At 63.8% G+C, this 25,825-nt stretch carries 26 protein-coding genes; 11 read left to right on the forward strand and 15 right to left on the reverse strand.

What is annotated here, in order from left to right; all coding sequences use genetic code 11:
• Positions 1–4: 4 nt before the first annotated feature.
• From RX330_RS30490 to RX330_RS30500, 3 genes are all read right to left on the reverse strand, one after another.
• Entirely contained in the window at positions 5–583 is a 579-nt protein-coding gene (locus RX330_RS30490) for a TRAP transporter small permease (protein ID WP_212088620.1), read from the reverse strand.
• Between the two features lie 136 nt (positions 584–719).
• Positions 720–1,685, reverse strand: a complete 966-nt coding sequence (locus tag RX330_RS30495; protein WP_375848508.1) for a sialic acid TRAP transporter substrate-binding protein SiaP — start codon at positions 1,683–1,685, stop codon at positions 720–722.
• A gap of 82 nt (positions 1,686–1,767) precedes the next feature.
• On the reverse strand, positions 1,768–2,580 hold the full coding sequence (locus RX330_RS30500) for a FadR/GntR family transcriptional regulator (RefSeq protein WP_317240944.1): 813 nt from the start codon (positions 2,578–2,580) through the stop codon (positions 1,768–1,770).
• A gap of 143 nt (positions 2,581–2,723) precedes the next feature.
• Between RX330_RS30500 and RX330_RS30505 the strand changes: the two genes are divergently transcribed.
• The 3 genes from RX330_RS30505 (at position 2,724) to RX330_RS30515 (ending at position 5,721) form a co-directional block, all read left to right on the forward strand.
• Positions 2,724–4,208, forward strand: coding sequence for a mannitol dehydrogenase family protein (locus tag RX330_RS30505; protein ID WP_317240945.1), 1,485 nt, complete (start codon positions 2,724–2,726; stop codon positions 4,206–4,208).
• Between the two features lie 85 nt (positions 4,209–4,293).
• On the forward strand, positions 4,294–4,701 hold the full coding sequence (locus RX330_RS30510; protein WP_212088612.1) for a nuclear transport factor 2 family protein: 408 nt from the start codon (positions 4,294–4,296) through the stop codon (positions 4,699–4,701).
• 201 nt (positions 4,702–4,902) lie between these two features.
• On the forward strand, positions 4,903–5,721 hold the full coding sequence (locus RX330_RS30515) for a class I SAM-dependent methyltransferase (RefSeq protein ID WP_317240946.1): 819 nt from the start codon (positions 4,903–4,905) through the stop codon (positions 5,719–5,721).
• Positions 5,722–5,871: 150 nt separating this feature from the next.
• On the opposite strand, the gene RX330_RS30520 is transcribed toward RX330_RS30515, so the two are convergent.
• A complete protein-coding gene (locus RX330_RS30520; protein ID WP_317240947.1) occupies positions 5,872–6,879 on the reverse strand; it encodes a methyltransferase in 1,008 nt (335 codons plus the stop codon).
• A gap of 408 nt (positions 6,880–7,287) precedes the next feature.
• Positions 7,288–8,994: a winged helix-turn-helix domain-containing protein gene (locus RX330_RS30525; RefSeq protein ID WP_317240948.1), complete on the reverse strand. Its 1,707-nt coding sequence runs from the start codon at positions 8,992–8,994 to the stop codon at positions 7,288–7,290.
• 240 nt (positions 8,995–9,234) lie between these two features.
• On the opposite strand from RX330_RS30525, the gene RX330_RS30530 reads away from it, so the two are divergent.
• From RX330_RS30530 to mddA, 4 genes are all read left to right on the forward strand, one after another.
• Positions 9,235–9,540: a nickel-binding protein gene (locus RX330_RS30530; RefSeq protein ID WP_212088599.1), complete on the forward strand. Its 306-nt coding sequence runs from the start codon at positions 9,235–9,237 to the stop codon at positions 9,538–9,540.
• A 325-nt stretch (positions 9,541–9,865) separates the two neighbouring features.
• A complete protein-coding gene (locus RX330_RS30535) occupies positions 9,866–10,276 on the forward strand; it encodes a hypothetical protein (RefSeq protein ID WP_212088596.1) in 411 nt (136 codons plus the stop codon).
• A gap of 135 nt (positions 10,277–10,411) precedes the next feature.
• Positions 10,412–10,738, forward strand: a complete 327-nt coding sequence (locus RX330_RS30540) for a hypothetical protein (protein ID WP_212088594.1) — start codon at positions 10,412–10,414, stop codon at positions 10,736–10,738.
• Positions 10,739–10,816: 78 nt separating this feature from the next.
• Positions 10,817–11,590, forward strand: coding sequence for a methanethiol S-methyltransferase (mddA, locus tag RX330_RS30545; protein ID WP_212088592.1), 774 nt, complete (start codon positions 10,817–10,819; stop codon positions 11,588–11,590).
• A 307-nt stretch (positions 11,591–11,897) separates the two neighbouring features.
• On the opposite strand, the gene RX330_RS30550 is transcribed toward mddA, so the two are convergent.
• Positions 11,898–12,926 (reverse strand): transglycosylase SLT domain-containing protein, encoded by a 1,029-nt coding sequence (locus RX330_RS30550; protein WP_212088590.1) that lies wholly within the window; start codon positions 12,924–12,926, stop codon positions 11,898–11,900.
• A gap of 81 nt (positions 12,927–13,007) precedes the next feature.
• The gene (locus tag RX330_RS30555) at positions 13,008–13,808 is read right to left on the reverse strand and encodes an HAD family hydrolase (protein ID WP_317240949.1); all 801 of its coding nucleotides are present in this window, start codon (positions 13,806–13,808) and stop codon (positions 13,008–13,010) included.
• A gap of 146 nt (positions 13,809–13,954) precedes the next feature.
• Here RX330_RS30555 and RX330_RS30560 point away from each other — a divergent pair, with 146 nt between their 5' ends.
• Both RX330_RS30560 and RX330_RS30565 read left to right on the forward strand, forming a co-directional pair.
• A complete protein-coding gene (locus tag RX330_RS30560; protein WP_317240950.1) occupies positions 13,955–14,803 on the forward strand; it encodes an SDR family oxidoreductase in 849 nt (282 codons plus the stop codon).
• Between the two features lie 119 nt (positions 14,804–14,922).
• The gene (locus RX330_RS30565) at positions 14,923–16,191 is read left to right on the forward strand and encodes a serine hydrolase domain-containing protein (RefSeq protein WP_317240951.1); all 1,269 of its coding nucleotides are present in this window, start codon (positions 14,923–14,925) and stop codon (positions 16,189–16,191) included.
• A 57-nt stretch (positions 16,192–16,248) separates the two neighbouring features.
• Here the strand turns inward: RX330_RS30565 and RX330_RS30570 are convergent, their stop codons facing one another.
• Entirely contained in the window at positions 16,249–17,136 is an 888-nt protein-coding gene (locus RX330_RS30570; protein ID WP_317240952.1) for a dienelactone hydrolase family protein, read from the reverse strand.
• A gap of 582 nt (positions 17,137–17,718) precedes the next feature.
• On the opposite strand from RX330_RS30570, the gene RX330_RS30575 reads away from it, so the two are divergent.
• The gene (locus RX330_RS30575; protein ID WP_212088568.1) at positions 17,719–18,297 is read left to right on the forward strand and encodes a MarR family winged helix-turn-helix transcriptional regulator; all 579 of its coding nucleotides are present in this window, start codon (positions 17,719–17,721) and stop codon (positions 18,295–18,297) included.
• A gap of 14 nt (positions 18,298–18,311) precedes the next feature.
• Here the strand turns inward: RX330_RS30575 and RX330_RS30580 are convergent, their stop codons facing one another.
• Complete coding sequence (locus RX330_RS30580) at positions 18,312–19,262, reverse strand: hypothetical protein (protein WP_317240953.1); 951 nt, start codon at positions 19,260–19,262, stop codon at positions 18,312–18,314.
• Between the two features lie 820 nt (positions 19,263–20,082).
• Here RX330_RS30580 and RX330_RS30585 point away from each other — a divergent pair.
• A complete protein-coding gene (locus RX330_RS30585; RefSeq protein ID WP_317240954.1) occupies positions 20,083–20,853 on the forward strand; it encodes a response regulator transcription factor in 771 nt (256 codons plus the stop codon).
• Positions 20,854–21,017: 164 nt separating this feature from the next.
• Here the strand turns inward: RX330_RS30585 and RX330_RS30590 are convergent, their stop codons facing one another.
• The 6 genes from RX330_RS30590 to flhA are packed head-to-tail and all read right to left on the reverse strand — an operon-like array spanning position 21,018 to position 25,750.
• A complete protein-coding gene (locus tag RX330_RS30590) occupies positions 21,018–21,476 on the reverse strand; it encodes a hypothetical protein (protein ID WP_212088558.1) in 459 nt (152 codons plus the stop codon).
• Positions 21,473–21,982 (reverse strand): flagellar biosynthesis protein FlgN, encoded by a 510-nt coding sequence (locus RX330_RS30595; RefSeq protein ID WP_317240955.1) that lies wholly within the window; start codon positions 21,980–21,982, stop codon positions 21,473–21,475. Before RX330_RS30595 ends, RX330_RS30590 begins: the two co-directional genes overlap by 4 nt.
• A 42-nt stretch (positions 21,983–22,024) precedes the next feature.
• Positions 22,025–22,498, reverse strand: a complete 474-nt coding sequence (locus RX330_RS30600; RefSeq protein ID WP_317240956.1) for a rod-binding protein — start codon at positions 22,496–22,498, stop codon at positions 22,025–22,027.
• A complete protein-coding gene (locus RX330_RS30605) occupies positions 22,495–22,914 on the reverse strand; it encodes a hypothetical protein (protein WP_317240957.1) in 420 nt (139 codons plus the stop codon). Before RX330_RS30605 ends, RX330_RS30600 begins: the two co-directional genes overlap by 4 nt.
• Positions 22,915–22,919: 5 nt before the next feature.
• Positions 22,920–23,672, reverse strand: a complete 753-nt coding sequence (gene fliR, locus RX330_RS30610) for a flagellar biosynthesis protein FliR (protein ID WP_317240958.1) — start codon at positions 23,670–23,672, stop codon at positions 22,920–22,922.
• On the reverse strand, positions 23,669–25,750 hold the full coding sequence (flhA, locus tag RX330_RS30615) for a flagellar biosynthesis protein FlhA (protein ID WP_317240959.1): 2,082 nt from the start codon (positions 25,748–25,750) through the stop codon (positions 23,669–23,671). Before flhA ends, fliR begins: the two co-directional genes overlap by 4 nt.
• Positions 25,751–25,825: the final 75 nt, after the last annotated feature.

Genomic DNA, 25,825 nt, shown 5'->3' on the forward strand with positions numbered 1-25,825 from the left:
GGTGTTATCCTTCCGATCCGTCGTAGGCACCCGGACGTTCGAGGACCGAGTAGCCCTGCCGCCAGTTCTGGACGGCCACCTGCACGGAGCGTGCGAACATCAGCACGAAGCCGAACAGCACGGCGTAATAGACGTAGTCCTTGGGAAGATTGATCGTGGTCATCTGCTCGTCGCCGATGATCTGGATGTAGATCCAGACCAGCTTGATGGCGTAGCCGAAGAAGGCGATCCGGATCAGGTCGATCGCCGTCGACAGCACGCGGCCTGCGGCATGCGGCAGGTAGCGATAGACGAGGTCGACCTGGATGTGCCGCGACAGCCGCACGCACATCGCCGAGCCGATGAAGACCACGCCGATCAGGCAATAGGTCGCGATCTCCTCGGTCCAGGCGTAGCTGTCGTTGAGCACGTAGCGGGTGAAGAACTGCAGGAAGACGGCGAGCGCCATCACCCAGAAGATTGCCAGCGCCACCCAGTCCTCGAACGCGTACACGCCGAGATCGACCTTCGGCGTCGCCTCTTCCTCGAACGTATGGGCAATCTCATCCGCGGTGATCTGCCGGTGGATTTCGGCGGTCGACATGGGTTGCTCCCTCAAACCTCGCAGTCGTCATTCCGGGGCGGCTCGACGGGACCGCGCAAGCGCGGCCCGGCGAGACGAACCCGGAATCTCGAGGTTCCGGGTTCTCGCTTCGCGAGCCCCGGAACGACGGCGTGAATTATTTCACCGCCTGGATCTTTTCCCAGTCGGCCTTGCGATAGCCGAAGGTCTCGAACGCGACGTTCTTCAGCACGGTGTCACGGAACTCGTTCTTGTCGACCTCGGTGACGGTCAGGCCCTTGTCCTTGAAGAAGGCGACCAGCTTGGCTTCGTTCTGCTTGATCTCTCCGGTCGCCCTGGCTGCGGCTTCTTGGGCGACGTCGGTGAAGATCTTCTTGTCTTCGTCAGAGAGCTTCTTCCAAAGGGCGCCGGCGATCACGGTGTTGAGGTGATCGACGATGTGGCCGGTCAGCACGATGTGCTTCTGCACCTCATAGAACTTCTTGGCCTCGATCGTGGTCAGCGGGTTTTCCTGCGCCTCGACGGTGCCGTTCTGGAGCGCGAGATAGACTTCGGCGAAGGCGATCGGTGCGGTGTTGGCGCCGCAGGCGCGGGGCATGGCAAGATAGGCCGGCACGTCGGGCACGCGCATCTTCAGGCCCTTCATGTCCGCGCAGGTCTTGATCGGCTTGTTCGACGAGGTCTGGCGCACGCCGTAATAGGTCACCGCGACGATGTGGTGGCCGCTCTTGTCCTCATAGCCCTTGGCGAGCTCCTTGAAGATGTCGCTCTTGGTGTAGGCGAGCAGATGATCGGCATCGCGGAAGGTGTAGGGATAATAGGTCACGCCGATCGGCGGGAAGCTCTTGGCCGCGAAGCTCGAGCCGGAAATGATGATATCGACCGAGCCGAGCGATAGGCCCTGGTTGATGTCGGCCTCCTTGCCGAGCTGCGAGGCCGGATAGACGTCGATCGCATAGCGCCCGTTGGTGCGCTTGCCGATCTCCTGCGCGGCCCAGACCGAGGCGGTGTGGAACGGCTCCGAGGTCTCGTAGACATGAGCCCATTTGAGCTTGGTCTGCGCCATGCTTGCGCTGGTCGCGGCCAGCAGCGTAGCGGCGGAGACCATTGCTGCAATCGTCATTGTCTTCAACATCGACTTTTCCTCCATCGTTCAAGTCTGCTTCTTGTTCGCCCGCCCCGACACGGATGCGGGCCGTCCAATCTCATCGCCGCCGCGCGCCGCTGTCCGCAGTCCGCTTCTTCGGCGCATCTTTCGGTTTGGACGGCTTTGCCGCAGGTCGCGCCGCGCGGCCGCGTCCGGGCGACGATCCCGCCGCGTTCTCGGCGCCGAAATTCTGCGCAAAGCGCTCCTGCGAGCGCGCCAGATGAGCGCGCATCGCATCGCGCGCGGCGTCCGGATCGTGCGCCGCGATCGCCTCGCGCACGGCGCGATGCTCGTCGAGCGCGGTGCGCCAGGTGCCCGGGCTCTCGAAATAATGCGCAAGCTGCGCGAAATAGGGGTTGAGACGCTGGTCGAACAGCTCGCCCACCACGCGTACCAGAACGGCATTGCCGAGGCTTCCGGCGATCGCGACGTGAAACGCACGGTCGTGGACCATCGAGGCCTCGCCGGGATGCTCGACATTCTCCATCGCGAGAAGGGACGCATCGATGCGGGCGACATCGTCCTTGGTCGCGACGCGCGCGGCCTGCTCGGCGATCGCACTTTCCAGGAATTCGCGGGCGCGCAACAGCTCGAACGGACCTTCGATGCCGGCGGCTGGCGGCGCGGGTGCAGCGTCCGCGGGGTCGATCACATAGATGCCGGACCCGACGCGGATGCGGACGCGGCCTTCGACCTCGAGCGCGATCAGGGCTTCGCGCACCGTCGGCCGCGAGATCTTCAGCTGCTCGGCGAGCTCACGCTCAGTCGGCAAGCGGCTGCCGACCGCGTACTCGCCGCTGTCGATCAGGCTTCGCAATTGATCGGCGACCTGGCGATAGAGCCGTCTCGCCTCCACAGCTTCCAGCGGCACGCTGGTCCTCCCCGATAGGGTCGCGCGGGGTCTGACCAGACCCGCGGCCCGCCAATTTTGGATAATTGGCCTTACCAATTGACCGAAGCATTGACCTGATAAGGGCGCCATGTCAAGCAGCGGCAAAGCAAAGGGAGACGTCCATGCGCCCAGGTTCGACACGCCTTGGCCGCGCCAATCTCGACCGGCTGCCAGCGGCCATCCGCCGCCCGCGCTACGACCGTTCGCGCGTCACGCCCGGCATCGTGCATCTCGGTCTCGGCGCCTTTCATCGCGCACATCAAGCGGTTGTCATCGATGATTGCCTGACCGCCGGGGCCCCCTCCTGGGGCATCGTCGGCGCCAGCCTGCGCAGCCCGGATACGCGCGATGCTCTCGCCCCGCAGGATCACCTTTACACGGTTGCGATACGCGCCGCCGAAGGCACCGAGCACCGCGTCGTCGGCGCACTGCTCGACAGCGTCGTCGCACGCGAGAACCCGGGCCGGCTGGTCGAACGGATGGCCGATCCCGCCATTCGCATCGTCTCGCTGACGGTCACCGAGAAGGGCTATTGCCACACGCCGCAGACCGGCGATCTCGACGAGCGGCATCCCGACATCGTGCACGACCTCAACAATTTCGGCGCGCCACGCTCGGCGACCGGCTTCATCGTGGCCGCGCTGGCGCGGCGGCGGGCACAGGGCCTTCCGCCTTTCACCGTGCTGTGCTGCGACAATCTCGCCGCCAACGGCCACACCGTGCAGCGGATTGTGACGCAATTCGCCGCGCTGCGGTCGAAGGATCTCGGCAAATGGATCGCGGACACGGTCGCCTTCCCCTCCACCATGGTCGACCGCATCGTACCAGAGACGACGGATAGCGACCGCGATACGGTCGCGAACGCGCTCGGCATGCGCGACGCCTGGCCCGTGATGACCGAGCCTTTTACGCAATGGGTGGTCGAGGACCGTTTCACGGCGGGCCGGCCCGATCTCGCCGCCGCGGGCGTCGAGCTCGTCAGCGACGTCAAGCCGTTCGAGCTGATGAAGCTGCGGCTGCTCAACGCCAGCCATTCGGCGCTGGCCTATCTCGGCTATCTCTCTGGTTATGGGACCGTCGCGGACACGATGCAGGATCCGCATTTCGCGCGCCTCGCCGCGCGGGTGATGGAGGACGCCGCGGTGACGCTGACCATGCCATCAGGCACTGATCTCGCCGCTTATCGCGCCTCGCTGCTCGAGCGCTTTGCCAATCCGGCGCTGCATCACCGCACCTGGCAGATCGCGATGGACGGCTCGCAGAAGCTGCCGCAACGCCTGCTTGGCGCGATGCAGGATCGCCTGCGCAAGGATTTGCCGATCGCAACCCATGCGCTCGCGGTGGCCGGCTGGATGCGCTACGTCACCGCAACCGACGAGAAGGGCCGCGCCATTGACGTGCGCGATCCGCTCGCCGCCGAGTTCGCCGCGCTGGCGCGTGAGGCCGGACCCGTCGCCGAGCGGCTCGCGCCCGCACTGCTTGGGGTCGCGAAGGTGTTCGGGCCGCTCGGTTCCGAGCCGCGCCTGCGCGAGGCCGTGACCGCGGCGCTCGGCCAACTGTATCAGGGCGGCGCGCGGCGGGCGGTGGCGATGCTCGTCTCGGCCTGACCACAAAGCGGGCAAATGCTGCACTGCGGTCTGACCGACGGAAGTCGCGCTTGATTTTTGCCTGTCATTGCCCCACCCGAGAGGCATGGCAAAAGACAGCAAGATCATCGCCGCCAACGCGGCCTTCTACGCCGCTTTTTCAGCGGGCGACTTCGCCGGCATGGAACAGATGTGGGCGGATGACGACGGCATTTCCTGCATCCATCCCGGCTGGCCGGCGATCGTCGGACGCGCCACGGTGATCGGAAGCTGGCGCGACATCCTGCAAAATCCTGAAAGACCGCAGATCACCTGCGCCGAACCGCAGGCGATCGTCGACGGCGACAGCGCCCGCGTGCTCTGCATCGAGATCGTCGACGGCACCGCGTTGGCCGCCGCCAACCATTTCCGCCGCGTCGGCGACGACTGGCGCCTGGTGCATCACCAGTCGAGCCCGATCGCGCAGATCGTCGAACAGGATGACGACGATAGAATGAGCCACCGCGTCCACTGAACGGAGCAAGCGGGCGGGCGCGCTCTAAGTCGCGTGCTCACAATCGAGGCTGTTTCACCTTTGAGGGAGATCTCGAAGCGTCGTAGACCGATGACCGCCAAGGGCCACAAGCGGACCTCCCCCTTGCAGCTTGTCGTCCGATAGGCCAGCATCAAGACGGAAATGTCTCTCGATGCTTCTACTCGGCAATAGGGGCAAGTCATGTCGGTCCACGAACACTGGCAAATGGATGCCAGCGCGCCGGAACTGTACGAACGTTATTTGGTGCCAGCCATCACATCAGTATGGGCCAACGACCTGCTCGACCGCATCCCACCAGCGCGCGGCGACAGCGTACTCGACATCGCGTGTGGGACCGGCATTGTCGCGAGATTGATAGAGCAACGTGGCATCGTGAGACGTGTTGTCGGCCTTGACCTCAATTCAGCGATGCTCGCGATTGCGCGCGCGAAGTCTCCAGAGATTGAATGGATCGAGGGGAGTGCGCTTGACCTTCCGTTCGATTCAGACAGCTTCGACGTCGTACTCTGCCAACTCGGGCTACAATTCTTCCCGGATCGGCTTCTGGCGCTAAAGGAAATGATGAGAGTGCTTAAGCCCGCCGGCCGCGCTGGATTCAGCGTTTATGGCTCAATCGAGAAGACCCCGGCGGCGTACGCTTTCGTGCAGGCGCTCGATAAGTGTCTCGGAGAAGGGGCCTCACGCATTAAACGTTCTGAGCATCTTTCCTGCGATGCTCAGGAGATTGCTCGTTGGGCGAAGCAGGCCGGCTTTGACTTCGTCGAAGTGGTCCCCGTCACCAAACAGATCAGGTTTCCGTCAATGCTGGATTATGTGCGCTTTCAGCTCACGGCGACGCCGATGGCTGGTCTGTTGAACGATAAAGAGGCGCCTGAGCGGGAGCGGCTAATCATGTCGATTTCCGATGATGCTGCCTCTCGGCTCGACCATTCCATGCTGGCAGGTGGCAAGCTAACGTTTCCGCAGCAATCGTTCGTGGCGATTGCCTCGCTCCACTGAAGCCCGCTTCGCGTCATTCACGTCGATTCGGCCGCGTCACCACCACGTCCGGTCTGGCCTCGGCTTCTGACCTGTCGGGTGCCATCGCGATCTTCGCCTTCGCGCCAGCATTAGACGTCAGATCATCGAAGCAAATACAGACTTTTCGGCCTAAATTGGAACAGCCTCTATGATCTGGAAGTGCAAGCCTGCGCGAGCCGTGCCGCGCGTCTCAAATCCGGCCGTTCGACACAGCGCGCAATACTCGTCGTAAGTCCGTTCCAGCGCACCAAGCATGACGAGCATGTTGAGGTCACTGAGTTTCGAGATTGGCCCCTCGTTCGGCGGCTCCACAATGCGTTCAACGAGGAGCAGCCTCGCATTGGCTGTCATCGCGCGACGGCATGTAGTCAGGATAGAAATTGCTTCCTTGTCGTCCCAATCGTGAATGATCGCCCGCATCACATAGGCATCAGCCCCCTCCGGAATGGCTTCAAAGAAGCTGCCACCGACGATTTCGCATCTGTCGGCGACACCATCCCGCTTCAGAACTTCGGCCGCCTTCTCGACCACGTGCGGCTGATCAAACAGTGTTCCGCGCAAGCCCTTGTTTGCCGCGAGAATTCCCGCCAGCAATTGGCCTTGACCACCCCCGATGTCGGCCACGTGACGAAAGCGGCTAAAGTCGCAGGCGGCGATGATAGCCTCGATGGCGCCGCGAGAATTGGCTGTCATGGCTCGGTTAAAAATCGCGTTCTCATCGGGACGGGTGCTGCGATACTCCCATACGCTCTGACCATTGAGATGCCGAAAGGCACTCTCACCGGTGCGCACGCTATGTTCGAGATGGCCCCAAGCCTGCCAGGCATAAGGTCGCCCGACATATGCCGCCCAGCCGTCCAGTGGGGTCGGTGAATCAGAGCGAAGGCACTCGCTCATCGGGGCGAGCGAAAACGTTCTGTTCTCACCCTCATGGAAAACACCGACCGAAGCTAATGCCCGCAAGAGTCGATATAGTGTCCTCGGATGGGATCCGCTGAGCCGAGCAAGTTCGTTGCTGCTTAGCGGCCCATGGCTAAGGTGGTCGGCTATGCCAAGACGGGCCGCGACATGAATGGCTTGCGAAATTTGATAGCCGTTGATGAGCCGCGTCAGGTCCGAGAATGCATTCGTAGTCATGATCTCATCTCCTCCTGGACACGCGATGAAGATCGGGAAGACGTGGACGCAAACGAATTGTATCGGCAGAAATTGGGATACACGGTGTATCACGCCCAAGACGCTTCGCGGAACGATTTCAACAGAAGCAGAAGGAGCCTAGGTCGGCTTCGGGCCAATAGCTGACGTTTCCGCCCTGGTTGGCGAGCACATGCAGGCGCCAAATGATCGGATCCCAGGCGAAGGGGTCCCCGGCGTCTCAATCAGTTTAACAGCAAAGTTAGGCTTTTTGGCCGGCCTCCGCGGCATGCAATGTTGTCGGAGGAACAGAATGTGTCGAGCATTGGATGATGGGCGCCGCGAGATGACGGTCTGCGCGAGGTTAACAATCGCCTTCGTCATTACAAAGTTCGATTGCTGGCTTTGCGCTTAGGCGGCGCAGCCAGCCTGACCTACACCGATCTTGCGCTGCAGTTCCCTGCAGTATGCCTCAAGCTTGTGCGAGCCAAGTTCGCGCGCCACGAGCTGGGCGGCATGAACTTCCGCCGCGGCGCCGCGGACGTCGTCGCATTCGAGCTGCAGTGTTGCGATCCGCAGTCGAAGCCTCACGGCCTGGACCCGTCCTTCGATGCTCGACCAGAGCTGCCGAGCCAGGTGGAGGTGACGCAAAGCCGCTTCCAGATCACCGGCGGAATGCGCGAGCACAGATTGCGCTTCGTTGGTGAGCGCCCGGATCGACGGCATTGGCCATCGATCGGCACTGCCCGACAGCTCCTCAATCAAGACTACCGCTTGCTCGAGGCGGCCGGTATGCGCCGCGACCAGCGCCAGATGCGCGAACAGGATTCCGCGCCGCTGCAATGTCCACCAGGTCTTACCGATCAAGCTGCGCTCGAGGCTGGCATGGGCCGCTTCCGCCTCGCCCCGTTCCAGCAGCAGCATGGCGCGGCCGGGTTCGGGACACCAACCGAGCGAATAGGCTCGATCATAAGCTTCGAGCGCCGCGTCGTCATTGCCGATGGCGGACTGAATGTCGCCGAGGACGCGATTGGCATCGCCGATCGACCACGGCGCATCGCTGTTGAGACGGGACAGTGAATCCTCGATGCGGGTCAGAGCCTCGCCGAGCGATCCCCTGATGCCAAGGACTTCGGAACGGTGGAGCTGGCACGAGCCGGTCAGTTCGATCCCGCTCTCCGAGCAGAAGCCCTGGTAGCCCAACGTCCACTGGTCGGCTCTGGCCCAGTCCCCGAACATCCGCGAAGCCCACAGGATGTTGCAGTAGAGAATTCCCCCCATGACCGGATCGAGCTGGCTGCTGGAGAGCGCCAGGGTCGCCGCATGATCCTGGTCGGCCAGACCGGCCCGCGTGTCGCCAAGGCACAACCGGTAGAAGCCGCGATAGACGAGGCTCAGCGCCTCGATGCCGACCGCGTCCTTGTGGCGGACTGCGCTATAGGCCTCATCTGCCAGCGACAACGCCAGATCCGGCTCGCCGTCGAAGGCTGCGACCTTCGATTTCATCCAGAGAACCAGCGCCGCGGTCGCGGCATCCTCGATCTCGCCGGCCCAATCCTCTGCACGGGCGAGCCAGCCCTTGGCGATCGCGGCCTGGCCGCGCTCGAAGTAAAGGCCGGACAGGGCGACTGCATCAACGACGGCCGACGGCACATTGCCGGCTTCGATATGCGCCGCGATGGCGCGAGCCAGGACCGGCATGGCCGCATCGGTCCTGCCTGTGCATTGGAGCGCGAGGGCCCATTGATGCAGGTCCGCACCATCGAGAATCCCGGCGGCCTCGGCCGCTTCGAACAAGGCCGCGGCCTCGGTCCACACCTTCGCGGACGCCGCGCGTTGCGCCCGTGTCCGCATGTCTGTGGCATGCTCGCCAGGCGTCCCGGCAGCAGGAGCCTGCAGCTCCGGCTCATGGTCGATGCAGAAGCGATAGCCTTTGCCCGGGACATTGCGGATGGCGCCGTCCATGCCGCCCTCGCGCAAGACCGTACGGAGCAGGCTCACGGCCCGCTGCAACGAATTGTCGGTGACGGTCACGTGCGGCCAGATCGCGTCCAGCAGCTCGTCCTTTTCAATCACCCGGTCGCGGTTGCGCACGAGATAGGCCAGCAGATCGAACACCCTCGGCTGCAAGGCGACCTCGCGCCGCGCGCACAGAACGACGCGACTCGCTTCGTCGAGCTCGAAGGGTCCGAACCTGTGGATCATGTCGGTGTGTCCGCGCAGGACGGGAAAGGTTCAGCCAGGCATCAGGAAATGATCAGGCCCTGGTAAGGACGGTCAGCGCCGGCTGCGCCTATAGCTCCCAGGCGGTCGTTCTTGGCCCATCAGTCGACAACCACACCCCTGAGGAGATCTGACATGGAACTCTACGTCATTCGCCGCCCGAGCGCCTGGGCCAACCTCGCCGAGCTCGAAGCTGCAGGCGCGAAATCGGCCCGTATCGGCAATGAGCAGATGCCGGACCGCGTGCGCTGGATCCGCAGCTACGTGGTGCACGAGGCCGACGGCCGCATCGGCACTTTCTGCATCTATGAGGCGCGCGACGGCGAGTCCATCCGCGAGCATGCGCATCGCGTCGGCATGCCCGGCGAGGAATTCTACAAGGTCGCCGCCACCGTCGTCGTGCGGGCCGATCCCGCACAGCAGACGGCCGCCGCGGAATAGCGATCGGCGCGATCATCCGCCGATCATGCAACCGATCCAACGATAAGGAGCAACACTTGAACAAGCCCTTCTGGAAATCCCTTCTGCTCATCGCCGGTCTTGCGGCCAGCTCGGTTTTTAGTTCGGCCGGAACGGCCGATGCAGCGAAGATGAGTTGCATTCAGAAATACAGGCTCTGCAACCAGCGTTGCGCGGGAGCCGCAGGCAGGGGCGACTGGACTGCCTGCATCAATCGGACCTGCAACCGGCAATACGACAACTGCGCGTCTAGTTACTGACTACCAGCGCGGGCGTCATCGTCTCGAACCCATCGAAAGGAAATCACATGTCCATGCCCTCTCAGGCGTCCGCGCTGAGCCCGTCGCATCGATACCTCGCTGCCCTGCTTGTGCGGCTGCGCCGGTTCGTCAACCGGTCGGTTGCCGACATGCTGGCCAAGCGCGAGCGGGCGGCCACGCAATTCATGATGAAGAAGCTCCGCGACCGGCACGGCAACGATGCCCGCCGCCGCAGCGTTCCCGACGTCCGCGCCGCGATACTCGTTCTCATGGTTGCCAGCTCGCTCTCGCCCGCCGCGGCGAAGGCGGAGGATCCGGCCGTGCGCGATCATCGCGGCGGCCAGGTCAATCAGGCGCCGAGGACATTCTGCGACCCGCGCAGCCACACCCACACGCCAGATGGCGGCTGCGACACGGCGAGAGCCGAACCAAAGCTTCGCGACCATCGCGCGCGCTGAGTAACACCTCTTCAAGGCCCCATGGCCGGCGCCGTCAGCGTCGTGCCTCACCAACTCCGACCACGAAGGCAGATCCGCCTTCGCGGTCCGAGCCCGCACGTCCCTGCAACAAGATTTCCAACCTAGGAGAAAGCCATGAACTCGCTTTTCAAGTCCAAGCATGCATTCGACAGCAACGCCTCCAAGAAGACCGCCTTCAAGACGACGATCGCGCTGGCGATCGGAATGGCAGGCGTGGTGATGACGCTGACCACGGCTTCCGCCGCGACGAATGTCCGTGACCATCGCGACAAGCCGGTGGTTCGTGACCATCGCGAGGGACAACCGGAGGTCCGGGATCATCGCAGCGCAGGAGGCGGGGGCGTGACCGTCCGCGACACCCCGCCCAAACGAAAGCCGGTCGACTGCCTGGGCAACCTTTGCCACGTCAAGAAGGTCTGCATCGGGTTCGCCTGCATCTGAGCCGGCCCGACGGCCGCGGCAACGGATCGCCGTCGCCGCCGCCGTTATCCCACCAACCGCACATCCGGAGATCAGGACATGTCCATCACCCTGCAGAACGGGCCGGTTCAGGCCCAGAGCTCGCTCGCCGCACGAAGCCTCGTGCTCGGCTACGGCGTGGTTTCCTATTCCGTCTTTTTCGGCACGTTTCTCTATGCCGTCGGCTTCGTCTCACAGCTCATCGTTCCGAAGACGATTGACAGCGGTGCGGCGCCTTCGCCTGCCTATGCACTCGTCGTCAATCTCGGACTGATGTCGCTGTTCGCGGTCCAGCACAGCGGCATGGCGCGACAGGGCTTCAAGCGGCTGTTCGCCAGCGTCGCATCGCCTGCGCTCGAGCGCAGCACCTATGTGCTGTTGGCGAGCCTGAGCCTGACCCTGCTGTTCTGGCAGTGGCAGCCGATGCCGGCGGTGATCTGGTCGATCGAGACGCCGTCGCTCGCCTATGCCGCCGTTGCCGGCCACTTCACCGGCTGGCTCATCGTGCTCTACAGCACGTTCCTAATCAGCCATTTCGAGCTGTTCGGCCTGACGCAGGTCGTCTCGCATTTCCTGGGGCGGCTGGCCGCACCCATGAAGTTCAGGACGCCCGGGCTGTATGGCCTTATCCGGCATCCCATCTATCTCGGCTTCATCGTCGCGTTTTGGACGACGCCGACCATGACGGTCGGTCACCTGCTCTTCGCATCCGTGACGACCGCCTACATCCTTTTCGGCATCTGGCTCGAGGAACGCGATCTCGTGGCGCTGTTTGGCGATCAGTACCGGCACTACAAGGAAAAGGTCGCGATGCTGATCCCCGGCCTGTTATGACGCGCAGGCGGTCATTCGCAACGAAACGGCGGACTGCTGCACGTTCCCTCTTAGCTGGACGACCGGGTGTCGCGAAGTCACGACACCCGGCTCGTTGGGGACGCGATTGCGCCGCGAAGAAATCGATGCTTTGCTGTCCGTTGACGGTTCTACCTTGCCCATTCCGTTATGAATTGGCCGGCACTTCGACGTCCGCTATGGGTCACAAGCAGCGGTCCGGGCCGGCGCGGCACGGCGTCCGGCCTACTGCCAACAGCAGGCGTCCAGATCGGCTTGTCCTTTTCAGCTGACCCCGCCGACAACGGAATTATTGGCTTGCCGCCGCGGCAGCAGTCGCCACGTACTTCGTGTAGAATTCGGCGACCCGGCCGCGCCACATTCCGACGAACGCCTCTGACGTCACGTTCTCGACCGATTTCCAGGTGCGCTTGAAGGCCGGAAGTGTATTGCCCCAGATTGCGCGTTTGCACCACCGCTCGCCCTTCTCCTTGCCTTCGCTGCTGGCGCACATGGATTTCCAGGCGAGCCGAGCGGGCTTGCTGATGTGCTCGGCGGCGCCTTCCCAGCCCTGCTGATGGATCAGGTAGAGATCGCTCATGTCCGGCGTCCGATGCGTGATCCATCCGAACTGGACGCCTTCAGTGATGATCTTGTAGGCGGCCGCGACGGCGTTATCCCGCGGGCTGCGAATCTGCCCGTAGCCGAACTTGCCGAACTCATAGTGGCTGAGCTGAAAAAGCCCGATATACGACCCTGTGCGTTGATTGGGGTTGAAGCCGGACTCGATCTTGGCAACCGCCATCATGAAATTGAAATCGAGGCCAAACGCGTCGGAGGCGCGCTTGATCTCTTCGGCCGGCGTTCCGACCGGAATGTCCTTGAACGCACGCAAGACGATCTCCGCCGGTTTCTCGACGGGCGGCAATTCGGACCAGACATAGTAGACCAGATGACGAAAATCCTGCGTCGACGCCGCTTTCGGAGCCTCGTTGGACGCATCGCGTTCCGGCGGCAGCGGTTGGACGACATCCTGTCCCAACGACGCCAGTTTTGGCGCGACGGGTTCATCGACGATCTCCGCTTCGGTGCTCGACGGACTGGAACCTGCTGACGTCTCCGAGCCAGGCGCTACACTTTCTGACCGAAGCGCTGCCGCAAGTCTGGCGGATGCCTCCGCGTACAAGGCAGGCGTCACCGTGTTCGCAGGCGACGCCATGCTCGCTGCCGCTTCGGGCAGGAGGTCCGGCGCCGTGGCGGCCGGTCTGTTACCGGCGGCCAGGTAAAGTCCCGCGGATGCGATCACAGCCACGATGCAGCTGGTCTGCCAAACCTTCATTGCCCGAAGTCTACGGATGGCTTCTGTACGAAGGCTGTTTGCATGTTCCCCGGCCCGTAGCTGAGTCCTCTTCGTAGAATCTTAAGGTTTAAATGTGGTGAACGAGGGCAGGCTCTCTGCCTCGCAGCTCGATGTATCCCCCCTGGGGTTCCCCGTTCTTTGCCCGGAGGCGAGTTCCGACAGATCATCCAGAACAGCCCGCGCCTCGCTGAAATCATCCTCCGCAAAGAACATGCTGCGGGTGATCAGAACGGGGATGCCGGCGCGTGAGGCGGCGATCAGGCCGTTGGCGGAATCCTCGATCGCGACGCAGTCCGCCGCACCCAGCTTCAGCCGCGCCAGCGTTTCGAGATAGACGTCCGGCGCGGGCTTCTTGTGCCCGACGTCGTCGCCGGCAACGATCGCGTCGAACTCCGCAGCCCAGCTCGCCCCCAGCGCCTGGGCCAGCAGCGCATCGATGTTGCCGTGCGAGGTCGTGGTCGCAATCGCAAGCCGCTGGCCGCGCGACTTCGCCGCAGCGAGCAGCTCGATCACTCCCGGTCTTAAAGGGCAGCAGCCGGTTTCGACCAGCTCGGCGTAACGCGCGGTCTTGATGCGGTGAAGCGCGGCGATGTCCTCATCGGACAATGGCGCTGCGCTCCGCAGCCTTGCGTGGTAGGCGCGCATACGCTCCTTGCCGCCGGTCACCCGCAGCAGGTCCTTGTAGACGGCGCGGTCCCACTGCCAGTCGAGACCTTGGCGGATGAAGGCATGGTTGAAGGCCTGCCGATGCAGTTCCTCGGTTTCGGCCAGGGTGCCGTCGATGTCGAAAATCAGCGCGGCGGCGCGCCGGATCAGTTCCGCGGCACCGGATGGCGCAATCGTGGCTGTTGCTGCCTGCATGATCAGGACGCCCCTCGGTGACGAGCAACCATCGCCCGAGGTGGAGGGCGAGACAAATCGCAATATCTTTTGCCGGACCCAAAAATCTCTTATGAGCGGGGACGCGCAGCAGGCGCGAAGGGAACTCCGACCGGCACGGCAGAGACATGCGCCTCTTCATTCTGGGCTTGGGCTACAGCGCGAGGCATTTCGTGGGGAAGTTCGGCGGCACCTTCTCGCATGTTGCCGGCACCGTGCGGGATCCTGCGCAGCAGGATGATATCGCCGGCATCGAGGTGCATCCTTTTTCCGGGAGCGATCCGGATCGCATGACGGCCGAACGTATCGGCGAAGCCGATGTCCTTCTCATCTCGATCCCACCCGGCAACGCCGGCGATCCCGCAATCGCCGCGTTCGGCGACGTGCTGGCGGCGGGCCGGCGCAAAATCGTCTATCTCTCCACCATCGGCGTCTACGGCGATCACGGCGGCGGCTGGGTCGACGAGAGCACTCCGCCGCAGGCCACCCTCGAGCGCGCGCGCATGCGGATTGCTGCCGAGCAGGCCTGGATGGAGGCGGCGCGCGGCGATGCCGCGATCCTGCGGCTTGCCGGCATCTACGGCCCCGGCCGCAACGCGCTGGCGACGCTGCGCGCGGGAACGGCCAGGCGCATCATCAAGCCCGGACAGGTCTTCAACCGCATCCATGCCGACGATATCGCGAGCGCGATCATGGCCGCCGTCCGCCACCGAAGCGGCGGCATCTGGAACGTCTGCGACGACGAGCCCGCGCCGCCGCAGGACGTGATCGCCTATGCCGCTGAGCTGATGGGCGTTGCACCACCACCGGAAGAGGCGTTCGCGACGGCCGACATGTCGGCGATGGCCCGCAGCTTCTATGCCAGCAGCGCCCGTGTCTCCAACGCGAAGCTGAAGCGTGAGCTCGGCGGCGCGCTGATCCACCCGACCTATCGTCACGGCCTCGATGCGCTGTGGCGCGCCGGCGAAGGGCGATAGGGTTCCGCAAATCCCGGTGCGCCCCTGTCATGCTGCGCCCGTGCTTGACTTCACGTGAGTGCGGACGTGTTCTTGGCGTCGTGGGCCTGCACATAACGAGCCCGCCCTGGGAGGACACAATGAACAAGACGATCGCTGTGATCGCGACGGCGGCTGCCGTCATCACGCTCGGTGCGGCGCGCGCCGCACCGCTGCCCGAAGCCAACCCCGACGATGTCGGCTTTTCCAGTCAGGGCCTTGCGCGCCTCGACAATTTCTTCGCGCGCGAGATCGCCGCCAAGCGCGTGCCCGGTGCGGTCGTTGCCGTCGCGCGCAATGGCAAGCTGGTGCACTACAAGGCCTACGGCCTGCTCGATCCGGACAAGGGCACGCCGATGCCGGTCGACGCGATCTTCGCGCTGGCCTCGATGACCAAGCCGATGGCGGCGGTCGCGGGCCTGACGCTGATGGAAAAAGGCCAGTTGCCGCTGCAGGCCAAGCTGTCCAATTACTATCCCGGCTTTGCCGACATGAAGGTCGGCGTGCGCCAGAGCGACGGCTCGCTCAAGCTCGAACCGCTGGCCTCGCCGATCTTCATCCATGATCTCTACCGGCATACGTCCGGATTGATGTATGGCGGCCGTCCCGACAGTTCGAGCCCGGTGGCGCGGCAATATCCCGACGGCATTGCGCCCGCGATCGAAGGCGACACCCAGGCCTTTATCGACCGCATCACCAAGCTGCCGCTGGCGCAGCAACCCTCGACCGAGTTCGAGTACGGCTTTTCGATCGACGTGCTCGGCGCGGTGATCGAGAAGGTGAGCGAGCAGAAGCTCGGCGATTATCTCGCTGCCAATGTGTGGCAACCGCTCGGCATGAAGGACGCGACTTTCCATCCGACCGATGCGCAGCGCCCTCGCCTCGCCCGCCCCTTTGCCAACGATCCGCTGACCGGCAAGCCGCAGGCGATCAAGCTCCTGGATACGCCGACCAAGTTCGACTGCGGCGGCGCCTGCGCGTTCGCGACGATCGGCGACTACCTCCGCTTCGGGCAGATGCTGCTTAATGGCGGTGAGCTCGACGGCCAGCGCATTCTTGGACCGAAGACCGTGCACCACATGACCTCCAACCATCTCGGCCCCGAGATCAAGAACAACGTCGCCAGGGTCGAACCGCATCGCGGCGGCTTCGGCTTTGGGCTGTCGGTCGCAGTCCGCACCAGCGACGGCCTGTCGGCGGTCCCCGGCAATCCCGGCGAGTTCACCTGGAACGGCGCTTACGGAACGCAGTTCTTCTGCGATCCCAAGGAGCGTCTCGTCGTCGTCGTGGGGACGGCAGCGCCCGGTGAGCTCAGGAAATACTACCGCGAGCAGGTTCAGGACATCGTCTATGGCGCGATGGTGAAGTGAGGCCGTTGCGCTGGAATGAAAAGGGCGACCGATCAGGCCGCCCTTCGAAACAAGAGATTAGCTCAGGACGCCATATTTCCTGAACCAGGCCTGCGCCTGCTTCCAGGCATCTTCCGCCGCGTCCTTGCGGTAGCTGCCGCGATAGTCGGCATGGAAGCCGTGCGGCGCTTCGGGATAGATCTTGAATTCGGCCGTCCTTTTGTTCTGCTCGAGCGCGGCCTTCATCTGCTCGACCTGCGCGACGGGAATGCCAGTGTCGGCCCCGCCATAGAGGCCGAGCACCGGCGCCTTCATCTCGGGTGCAAGCCGCATTGGGCTCTTCGGCCATAGCGGATTGGCGGGATCGACCACCGTGCCGTAGAAGGCAACACCTGCCTTGAGCGTGCCGCTGTGGGCAGCATATTCCCAGACCGTACGGCCGCCCCGGCAGAAGCCGACGATCCCGAGCCGGCCAGTATCGCGGCCTTGCGCTCCCGCCCATGCCACCGTCGCATCGAGATCCGACAACAGTTCGGCATCCGGCTTGGCGTTGACGATCGGCAGCAGGTCCTTGATGTCCGCGATCTTGGTGAGATCGGTGCCCTTGCGGAAGTAATAGTCCGGCGCGATCGCGAAGGCACCGAGCTTGGCGAGGCGCCGCGTCACGTCCTTGATGTATTCGTGCAGGCCGAAGATCTCCATCGCCACGATGATCACCGGCGCCTTGGTGTTGCCGGCCGGGCGGGCGAAATAGGCAGGCATCTCCTCGGAGCCGACCTTGATCCTGACGTCGCCAGCCTGGAGACCATTTGTGTCGGTCGTGATCACCTCGGCGCGCACGGGCCCGGCCGCAAGGGTGTAACCGGCGGCGACTGCCGCGGTGGCGGTCATGAATCCGCGGCGCGAGACCGGCGCGACTTTCGTCAATCCGACGACGTCGGAGGTCATGGTGTCTTCGAAGCTCATCGGTCGGTCCCTTGCTGCTGCCTATCGTGCCCCGAGCGCTGCGCATTCGCCAATAGTTGCCGGGGAAACGCAAATCACCAGCCTGCGAGCAAATGGCCTTGGGCCATGTGCGAGCTTTCCGGATCGATCGTGTGTCCGATTTAACCGCCCGGCCGCGCTGCGACGCAACATCCATTAACCGAAAATGGGGGTTCTTCCGCCGCTCGCGCACGGTCCAACGTTGCGGAGACTTCGCTCCCTGGCGCCAATCGAAACATTCGCCCGCTACAAATGGGCTCGATGGTGGCCGCAACGATACATCATGTTGCCCCGATACCGTGCGCGACCGGAATCCAGCACGCGAACCACCGTCATTTGTTTGAAATTTTCAGATGATTCGCGCTGTGCGATTTACTCGAACTTTCTGTGTGACGCCCTAGTTCCACGTCCGGAAGTTCCATCTCTCGAAACCGAGAGCTTCTTCCCCACGCGCAATCCGACCGTTCGGCACGGACGAAGGCTGCCCGCGGGCTTCATTCTCGTCCACTCAGATTGCGCTGCCCAAGGCTCAATTGAATAAAGCTTTATGCGACCGGAACTGAAATGACATTGGCTCGTGAATCGATTGAACTGTTGGAGCAGGTCGCACGGATCCTGTGGTTCGAGGGCACCAAGCACGGCTTGCGCGACCGCGAGTGGATGGCGCTGCGTTTCCTCTCCCGCGCCAACCGCTTTTCCCGGACGCCTTCGGCGCTGGCGAGTTACGTCGGCACCACGCGCGGCACCGCCTCGTTCATCATCGGGGAGCTCGAGCGGCTCGGTTATCTCGAGCGAAAACGCTCGGCCACCGACAAGCGCTCTGTGATGCTGAGTGTGACGCAGCAGGGCAAGAAGTTCCTGGTGCGCGACCCCGTCAACGTTCTGGTCGAGGCGATTGCCGTCCTCGACGACGAGGTCAAGACCCGCTTCCGTGACACGTTCCGGTACGTGCTGGATCAGTCCGACGCGGCCGAGCAGCGGCACCATACCGACGTTTGCAAGCGATGCATCTTCCTCCGGGAGGAGCGCGTCACCACCGACAGCAAGGCCACGGCCGAGTTCAGCTGCCGCCTGTTCCGCTCGCCGATCGCGGAGGCGGAGGTCGATCTGCTATGCACCAGCTTCGAGCATCACCGCCAATAGAAGCCGGCGTTCGATCAGGGCGTCGCCTTGCGCGACGAATAGATGACGCCCCCGCTCGACTCCACCACGAGACGCCCGTTCTCGCTCCTGATCTCCTCGATGCGGCCAAGGCCGGGCACCTGCTGTCCAAGCACGACCTCGATGACGCCGTTCGGGCTCTGCAGGATCGCAATTCCTTCGTAGGCCTGGCGGACCGACCACCCCTTGATCACCTTCCGCGGCACCGGCGCGCGCTCGGACGGGGCGACTGAGCCCGTGAACTCGGGCGCCGCGACCGAGGCCACCATCGCCGTTTGCTGCGGCGCGGGCTGCGATTGCACCGTCGCCGGTGCCGGCGCCTGGACTTGAGCTTGGGCAAGCCTGTCGAGCTTCACCGTCGAGGACGAACTCACCCGCTCGATGCGGTCCAGGTTCTCGGCGAACCGGCCGAAGCGGTCATTGGTCGCCTTGCTCGATTGATCGACCGCGGTGCGCAGGCCATCGAGATTTTCGGACACGCCCGACATTTGCTTGCGCAATTGCGCAACGGTCTCGCGCAAATTTCTGATCTCCGTATTGGCCGCAACGTTGTTCTGGGCGGGCTGCGTGGCGAGATAGGCGATCACGCCGGTGCACGCGCACACCACGAGCATGGCGGCGACCGCCAATGTTGCGAGCGGCGCAACCCATGTCGGGCGGGGCGGCGGCGGCTTGGCCACGATCACGGCCGGCTTGATGACGGTGGTCGCAGGCTTGGGTATCGCCATCTTGTCGAGACGGGCCTTGGCGCGAATACGTTTCAGCCCCTCGAGCGCCTCCTTCGCGAGAACCTCGTCGCTCGCCGCGGCCGACACACGCTTTGCGCCCGCAACAGGCCTGGCCGCGTGCGCCGCATCGTCCTTTGTGTCGCGTGGCTCGGGAGCAGGCTTGGCCGTTGCGGAAACATCAGCGGTCGCGTTGGGACGAGCTTGTCCATCGGACAACATGTGAAAATGCTCCGTTCGGTTCGATCTGTCGAACGACGACGTTATTTGCCAAAGCTTGCGCGAGACGTGCGCATCGAAAGATTTTCATCACGCGCGATGCGACGCTCCATGGCCTCAACGCGCCATGCACGTGGCGAGAGTGCGACTCGAAAGACACACCCTCGCCAAGATTTCGCCAAGCTGAAGTCCAGTCGCCACATGTGAGTCGAATTGTCGCATGTGGAAACAGACGCGAGTGGGTCAATCCCGGGTTGAAAACCGTTCGATATGCGTGATCCCCAGCACCACCTGAAATGGCTGTAATTGTACGGGGATGCGGAACCATAGAACCGTTACGGTGCAGAACTAGTTCAGTTATCAAATCAACTGATACGATTGAATTTATCAAGAAACAACCCGAAACAAACCAACAGCATCAAGCACACGTAGCAATCGCTTTGTGGCGCACGCTTGATCGGAAATCGGCAATCGTTACGGTCCTAGTCAAGTGATTCTCGCCAGTTGGCGAGGAGATCGACACAGTTTCAGTAGTGTTCGGACGCGATGAGCAACTTGGCGCAACTGTTCTAGGTCGTTTCTCAATCCGCTCCGCGAGGTGATCCGTAAGACACCCGCCGGGCCTCACGCAGTAAGCGTTCAGTATCGAGTCGAAGTAACAGGCCTGCGAGACGCAGGCACTGAATGCGTAGGGCTGCCCGCGAATATCGAAACCATAACAACGGTTCGCGGGAAGGAATGTCGTCAAACAGCATCGTTGCCGAGCCGGGGCATCACAACAAACAACCGGCCGCAACAAGTGCGAAACAGGGGCGAAAGACTGATGTATATTATCGTTGATGATCGCGAGAGCGTCGCGAACAGCTACGTTGGAGGGCTCGTTCGCGAAGGCGTATCGTCGATCGGTTTCTCCTCCGGGGAATTCTGGGACTGGCTGCAATCCGCAAGCGAATCGGATCTGGCAGCGGTCGACGCCTTCCTCCTCGGGGATTGCGATGCCCGCGGAAGCCTGCCGCGGGCGATGCGCAAGCGTTCCTCGGCTCCCATCATCGCGGTGAGCGGCCAGAAAATGCTCAAGAACACGCTCGAGCTGTTCGAGTCGGGCGTCGACGACGTCGTGCACGTTCCGATTCATCTGCGCGAGATCCTCGCCCGAACGGCCGCGATCGCGCGACGCCGGGTGGGCGAGCTGCCCAGGCCCTGCGAGACCAGGATCCAGGTCTTCTTCAACGGCCGTGACCCCGAGATCGCGGGGCACGCCCTCACCCTGCCCCGCCGCGAGCTGCGCATTCTCGAATATATGGTCAGCAATCACGGCAAGTGGATCACCAAGACGCAGATCTTCAACGCGGTCTACGGCATCTTCGAGTCCACTTTCGACGAGAGCGTGATCGAGAGCCACGTCAGCAAGCTGCGCAAGAAGCTCCGCGACCGCCTGGGCTTCGACGCGATCGTGGCCCGGCGCTACGTCGGATATCGCCTCAACATCCCCGCCGGCGAGGCCCTCGACGTGCCCATGCAGGAGCTCGGCGAGGTTGGCATTCTCCTCAACAGAGCGCATGCCGCGCCGGCAGCGTATCCGGCCGGAAACTGACACGGCGCAAGCCTGCTGCTCCGAACCGACAACGGCCTCCGCGAAGCACCTTCGCGGAGGCCGTTGCAGTTTCAGCGGGCGAAACGGCAGGCAGCCGTTCAAGCGGGCGTCTCGAAGGATGGCCGCAGGGAATGCCCTCAACCGCGACTACGCTGCGCCACGCACTACGGCTTCGACTGGAATTCTTCCTTGGAGACGTAGTTGAAGTCCTCGACCAGGACATCCTGGACGACGTCAGCCTGCATCCGCTCGTTGACGCGCTGCTTGATGGCTGTCGTCAGGATGGAAAGGTCGTAACGAGCGAGCTTCCTGAAGTCGAGACGGTCGTCGGCATAGATCCTGCGGAAGGCCTCGTCGACGACGAACGGCTCCGGCGGAACGCTGAGCTGGTGCATGGTCCGCGCCTCCACGGTGTAGACGAAGCGCGCGACGATGTAGCCCTGCACGTTGCCGTTCTCGACCATGGGCACGCTGAGGGCCCGCGTCTTCTGATACTGCAGCCCGTCCAGATATTCGTCCTTTGCCGGCAAGAGGCTGCCGTTCTCCTTCCAATAGGCCACGGCGTAGCTCGTGCCCGCGGTGAGGATGCATACCCAGAGCCCGGCCAGCACCAGTCTGATCATTTTCCGTCCTGTGCTGCGCGACCGGTATAGGTGCCGTCCGACTCGGCCTCCTTGATGGCCTTGACGATGATGCCCGCGACCTCGCGCACCGCGTCGTAGTGCATTTCGAGGATCGCACGATTGCGCTCGAGCTTCTCGCGCAGTCGCTGAATCTCCGCGGTGACCTCGCCTTCGGCGCCGAGATGCATCCCCGCCCGCATCAGCCGGACGAATTCGAGCATGCTCCGGCTCTTGCGCGCGCTGAAGTCGTCGAAATCGATCTTCTGACCCGTCGCGAGCGCGACCGTCTCCTCCTCGACGATGCTCTCGAGCCGGCGGATTGCCGCCAGCAGGCCGCTTACCTCGTCAGATCTCGCCGCATCCGCGCCGCCGACCACGGCTTCGCTGCCTACGCTCGGCAGCAGCACCGGCAGCAGCGCATCGGCCGCCGCGGCTTCCGTCATCACCTCGGTGTCAGCGACGGGCTGTTCGACCACCATGGCCGCCGCGCTTTCTCGTGCCTGCATCGGAAATTCACCCTTCGATTTCTGTCATTCATTCGCGGATCATCATCCGGCCTTGCCCGTACCGTTCGGTCCGGGCGGATGCGCGGCGACGGCGAGCCGCTCGGCGATGCCGATGCCCTTGCCCTTTGCCAGCTGGTTGCCAAGCTGCTCCGCCAGCATCGACTTCCAGACGCCGCCGGCCGTGCCCTTGCCAAACACCTCCTCCGAGTCCTTCGGCAACATCGTCTCAACGAAGGTCTGGAGGATGAAAGCTTCGAACTTCCGGTACACCTCGCCGGATGCCGGCGCCTTGATCACCCGCACCGGCTCCCCGTTCACCGCATCCGAGTGCACCTCCGAAACCTTCGCCGCAGATTCGGTGGCCGCCGCCTTGCCGGCCTCCGCATCCATCGTGGCGGCGAAGTCCGCATCGGAGGATTTCAGCGCATCGAGCTTCGCGGTCGCCGCGCGCTGCGTCACGGGATCGGCGGCTTCGAGGACGTCGAGAACGAGGTCGGGTGTGGCTGTCACGATCATGGCTTGTTCCGGTTGGCTGGCCGCGGCGTCCAGGCGCGCACGGCAGGGCTTCGTCCCGTCATCTCCTCGAGAACGCGCTTCTCCGCATCGCGACGCTTGCCGGCCAGCGCCGCCTTCGCCACCTCCTCGAGCTGCTTCACGCGGCGGTTCTCGCTGCGAACCTGGTCGAGCTGCTGCGCGGCTTCCGCCCGAATCTCGCGCGCGCCGACGCTCGTCCGGTTCAGGCGCCGCGCGATCGATTCGCTCGACGAGCCCGCGGGCGGCTTGCCATCGTTGAGGGCGCCCACCAGCCATTCCTGCTCGTCCTGCAGGCTTCTCTCCTGCTGCTGCAACTGCGCGAGCTGCCATTCGGACAGCCGGAGCTGCAGCTTCATGAGCGAAACCATCCGGCCGAGCTTGTCCACGCGCGAGGCCATACCGGTCACCCCGCCAGCCACGACGAGACGCCGAGCATGAATTGCGTTAGCAGTTCGTCACTGGTGAGATAGAGCAGCAGGAAGCCGCCGAACAGCACGAACGGCACCGAGATGAAATAGACCGGAATTGCCGGCGTCAGCTTGTTGATCAGGCCGACCGCCAGGTTGACGATTACCGAATAGACGATGAAGGGGCTGGTGATCCGCAGCGTCAGCACGAACGCGTCGGACAGACGGCCGACCAGCTGGTCGAGCGCCATGTTGCCGCCGAGCCTGCTGCCGGGATGCCAGACGTCGTAGGAGTTCATCAGCCCGCGCAGGACCTGCCAATGCTGGTCGGTCATGAAGAACAGTGTGGTGACGGACACCATGATCAGCGGCGCCAGCGCCGGCGCCGGATCGCTGTCGGCGACCGGCGTCCCCGGGATGTTGCTGAGGCCGATGGCGCTCGCCATCATGGTCGCCATGGTCTGGAGCGCGAGGAAGAAGACGCGGCCGCCGAGCCCGATGACGCTGCCGACCAGGAGCTCCGAGCCGATCAGGAGCGCCAGCGTCAGCGGCGCCGCGTTGTCCGTGAGGGGTTTCAGCACCGCGATCAGGATCGGCGCCAGCGCAAACGTCGTGACCAGCGCGACGAACAGGCGGACCTGGGCCGGAACATTGACGCTGGAATAGCCGGGCACCAGCATCAGGCAGGCGCCGATGCGGCAGAACACGATGAACGTCACCAGCACGCTGTCGGCAAGACCGCTGATCACGAGACCGCCCCGAGCGCCCTGATCTCGGCACTGCGCGCGACTTCGACATGCGACAGCACCGGCAATGTCGGGAACACCCGCTCCAGGATCATCCGGACATAGGGGCGCGCTTCCGGGGTGACCGCCAGCACCACGCTGGTGCCGCTCTCGGTGAACTTGCGGATCGCGGCGCTGGCTTCGGTCGCGAACTGTTCGATCAGGCGCGGATCGGCGTCGAACTCGACGACGTCGCCCTTGGCGTCGCGCTTCAGGCTCTGGTGAAACGCGAGGTCCCAGCGGTTGCCGAGACGGACGACGTTGAGCGCGCCGTTGTCCGAAAGGTCGCCGCAGATCTGCTGGGCGAGCCGCGTCCGCACGTGCTCTGCGACCTGCTCGGAGCGCCGCACATGGGGCGCGATCTCGGCGATCGCCTCGAGGATCAGGTGAAGGTTGCGAATGGAGACGCGCTCGGCCAGCAGGATCTTCAGGATCGCCAGCAGGCCCGAATAAGAGATCTGCGACGGGCAGAGATCCTCGACGAGGCGCTTGTATTCGGGATCGAGACGGTCGAGCAGCGCGCGCATGTCCTTGTAGGACAGGAGCTGGGCGAGGTTCGCCCTGATCACTTCGCTCAGATGGGTGAGCAGCACCGACAGATTGTCGACCGGCTTGCACCCCTGCCGCTTGACTTCGTCCGTGAAGGCTTCCGTCACCCAGAGCGCTTTCATGCCGAAAGCGGGTTCGATCACCTCTTCGCCCGGCACGTCGGGCTTGCCGTCCTTGTCGACCAGCACGAGCACTTCGCCGAGCCTGAGCTCGCCGTGGGCGACGCGGGTGTCGTGAATGCGGATCTGGTAGCCCTTGGGGTCGATCGACAGATTGTCGGTGAGCTTGATCTCGGGAACGACGAAGCCGTACTGCTTGGCGAATTTCTTGCGGATCTTGGCGACGCGGTGCGCAAGCTCGGTGCGCGAGCCCAGGAGATGGACCGAAAGGTGGCCACCGAGCGCCAGCTCGATCTCGGCGGTCTTGAGCTGCTCCTTGACGGATTCCTTGGCCTCGGTCTGGGCACGCTCGTCGGCCTTGAGGGCCGCTTCCTTGCGCTCCCGGTCCGCCTGCCGCCTCGGCAGCGAGTAGCCGACGAAGGCCATGACGCCGCCGAGCAGCAGGAAGGGCGCCATCGGCAGACCCGGCATCAAGGCGAGCACGAACATCATCAGCGCGGCGGCCGACACCGCGCGCGGATAGCCGCTGAGCTGACGCAGCACGGCCTGCTCTGCCGACCCCCTGGTGCCGCCCTTGGAGACCAGAAGGCCCGCCGACAGCGACACGATCAGCGCCGGCATCTGCGACACCAGGCCATCGCCGACGGAGAGCTTGGTGTAGACGTCGGCGGCACGCGACAGCGTCAGCCCGTGATGGGTGACGCCGATGATGATGCCGCCGAAGATGTTGATCGCGGTGATGAGCAGGCCGGCGATGGCATCGCCGCGAACGAATTTCGAGGCTCCGTCCATGGCGCCGAAGAACGCGCTCTCCTCTTCGAGCTCGCGGCGCCGACGCTGGGCTTCCTTGTCGTCGATCAGCCCCGCCGACAGATCCGCGTCGATCGCCATCTGCTTGCCGGGAATTGCGTCGAGAGTGAAGCGGGCGCCGACTTCGGCGATGCGCGTCGCACCCTTGGTGATCACGACGAAGTTCACCGTGACCAGGATGGCGAAGATGATCAGGCCGATGACGAAGTCGCCGCCCATGACGAACTTGGAGAAGCCGGCGACGACGTGGCCGGCAGCATGCTCGCCCTCCCCGCCGCGCGACAGGATCAGGCGGGTGGTCGCCACGTTCAGCGCCAGGCGCAGGATCGTCGCGATCAGAAGCACGGTCGGGAAGGCCGAGAAGTCGAGCGGCCGCTGGATCCACAGCGCCACCATCAGGATCAGCGCAGACAGCGCGATCGAGAACGCAAGGCCGAGATCGATCAGGATCGGCGGGATCGGCAGGAACAGGATCGTGAGCATGGCCACGATGCCGCCGGCGAAAAATGCGTCGGCCCCCACTCGTCGTGGGGTCGGCAGGCTAGCAGCTAACGTATCGGCCATGGGTCACCGGCAGAGGGGTCCGGCCTGCAATCTGCCGCGCAAAGCTTACGCGAGGGTGGTGGCAGGCCGCTGCCC

It is taken from the genome of Bradyrhizobium sp. NDS-1, from assembly GCF_032918005.1.
GTDB classification, from domain to species: Bacteria; Pseudomonadota; Alphaproteobacteria; order Rhizobiales; family Xanthobacteraceae; genus Bradyrhizobium; species Bradyrhizobium tunisiense.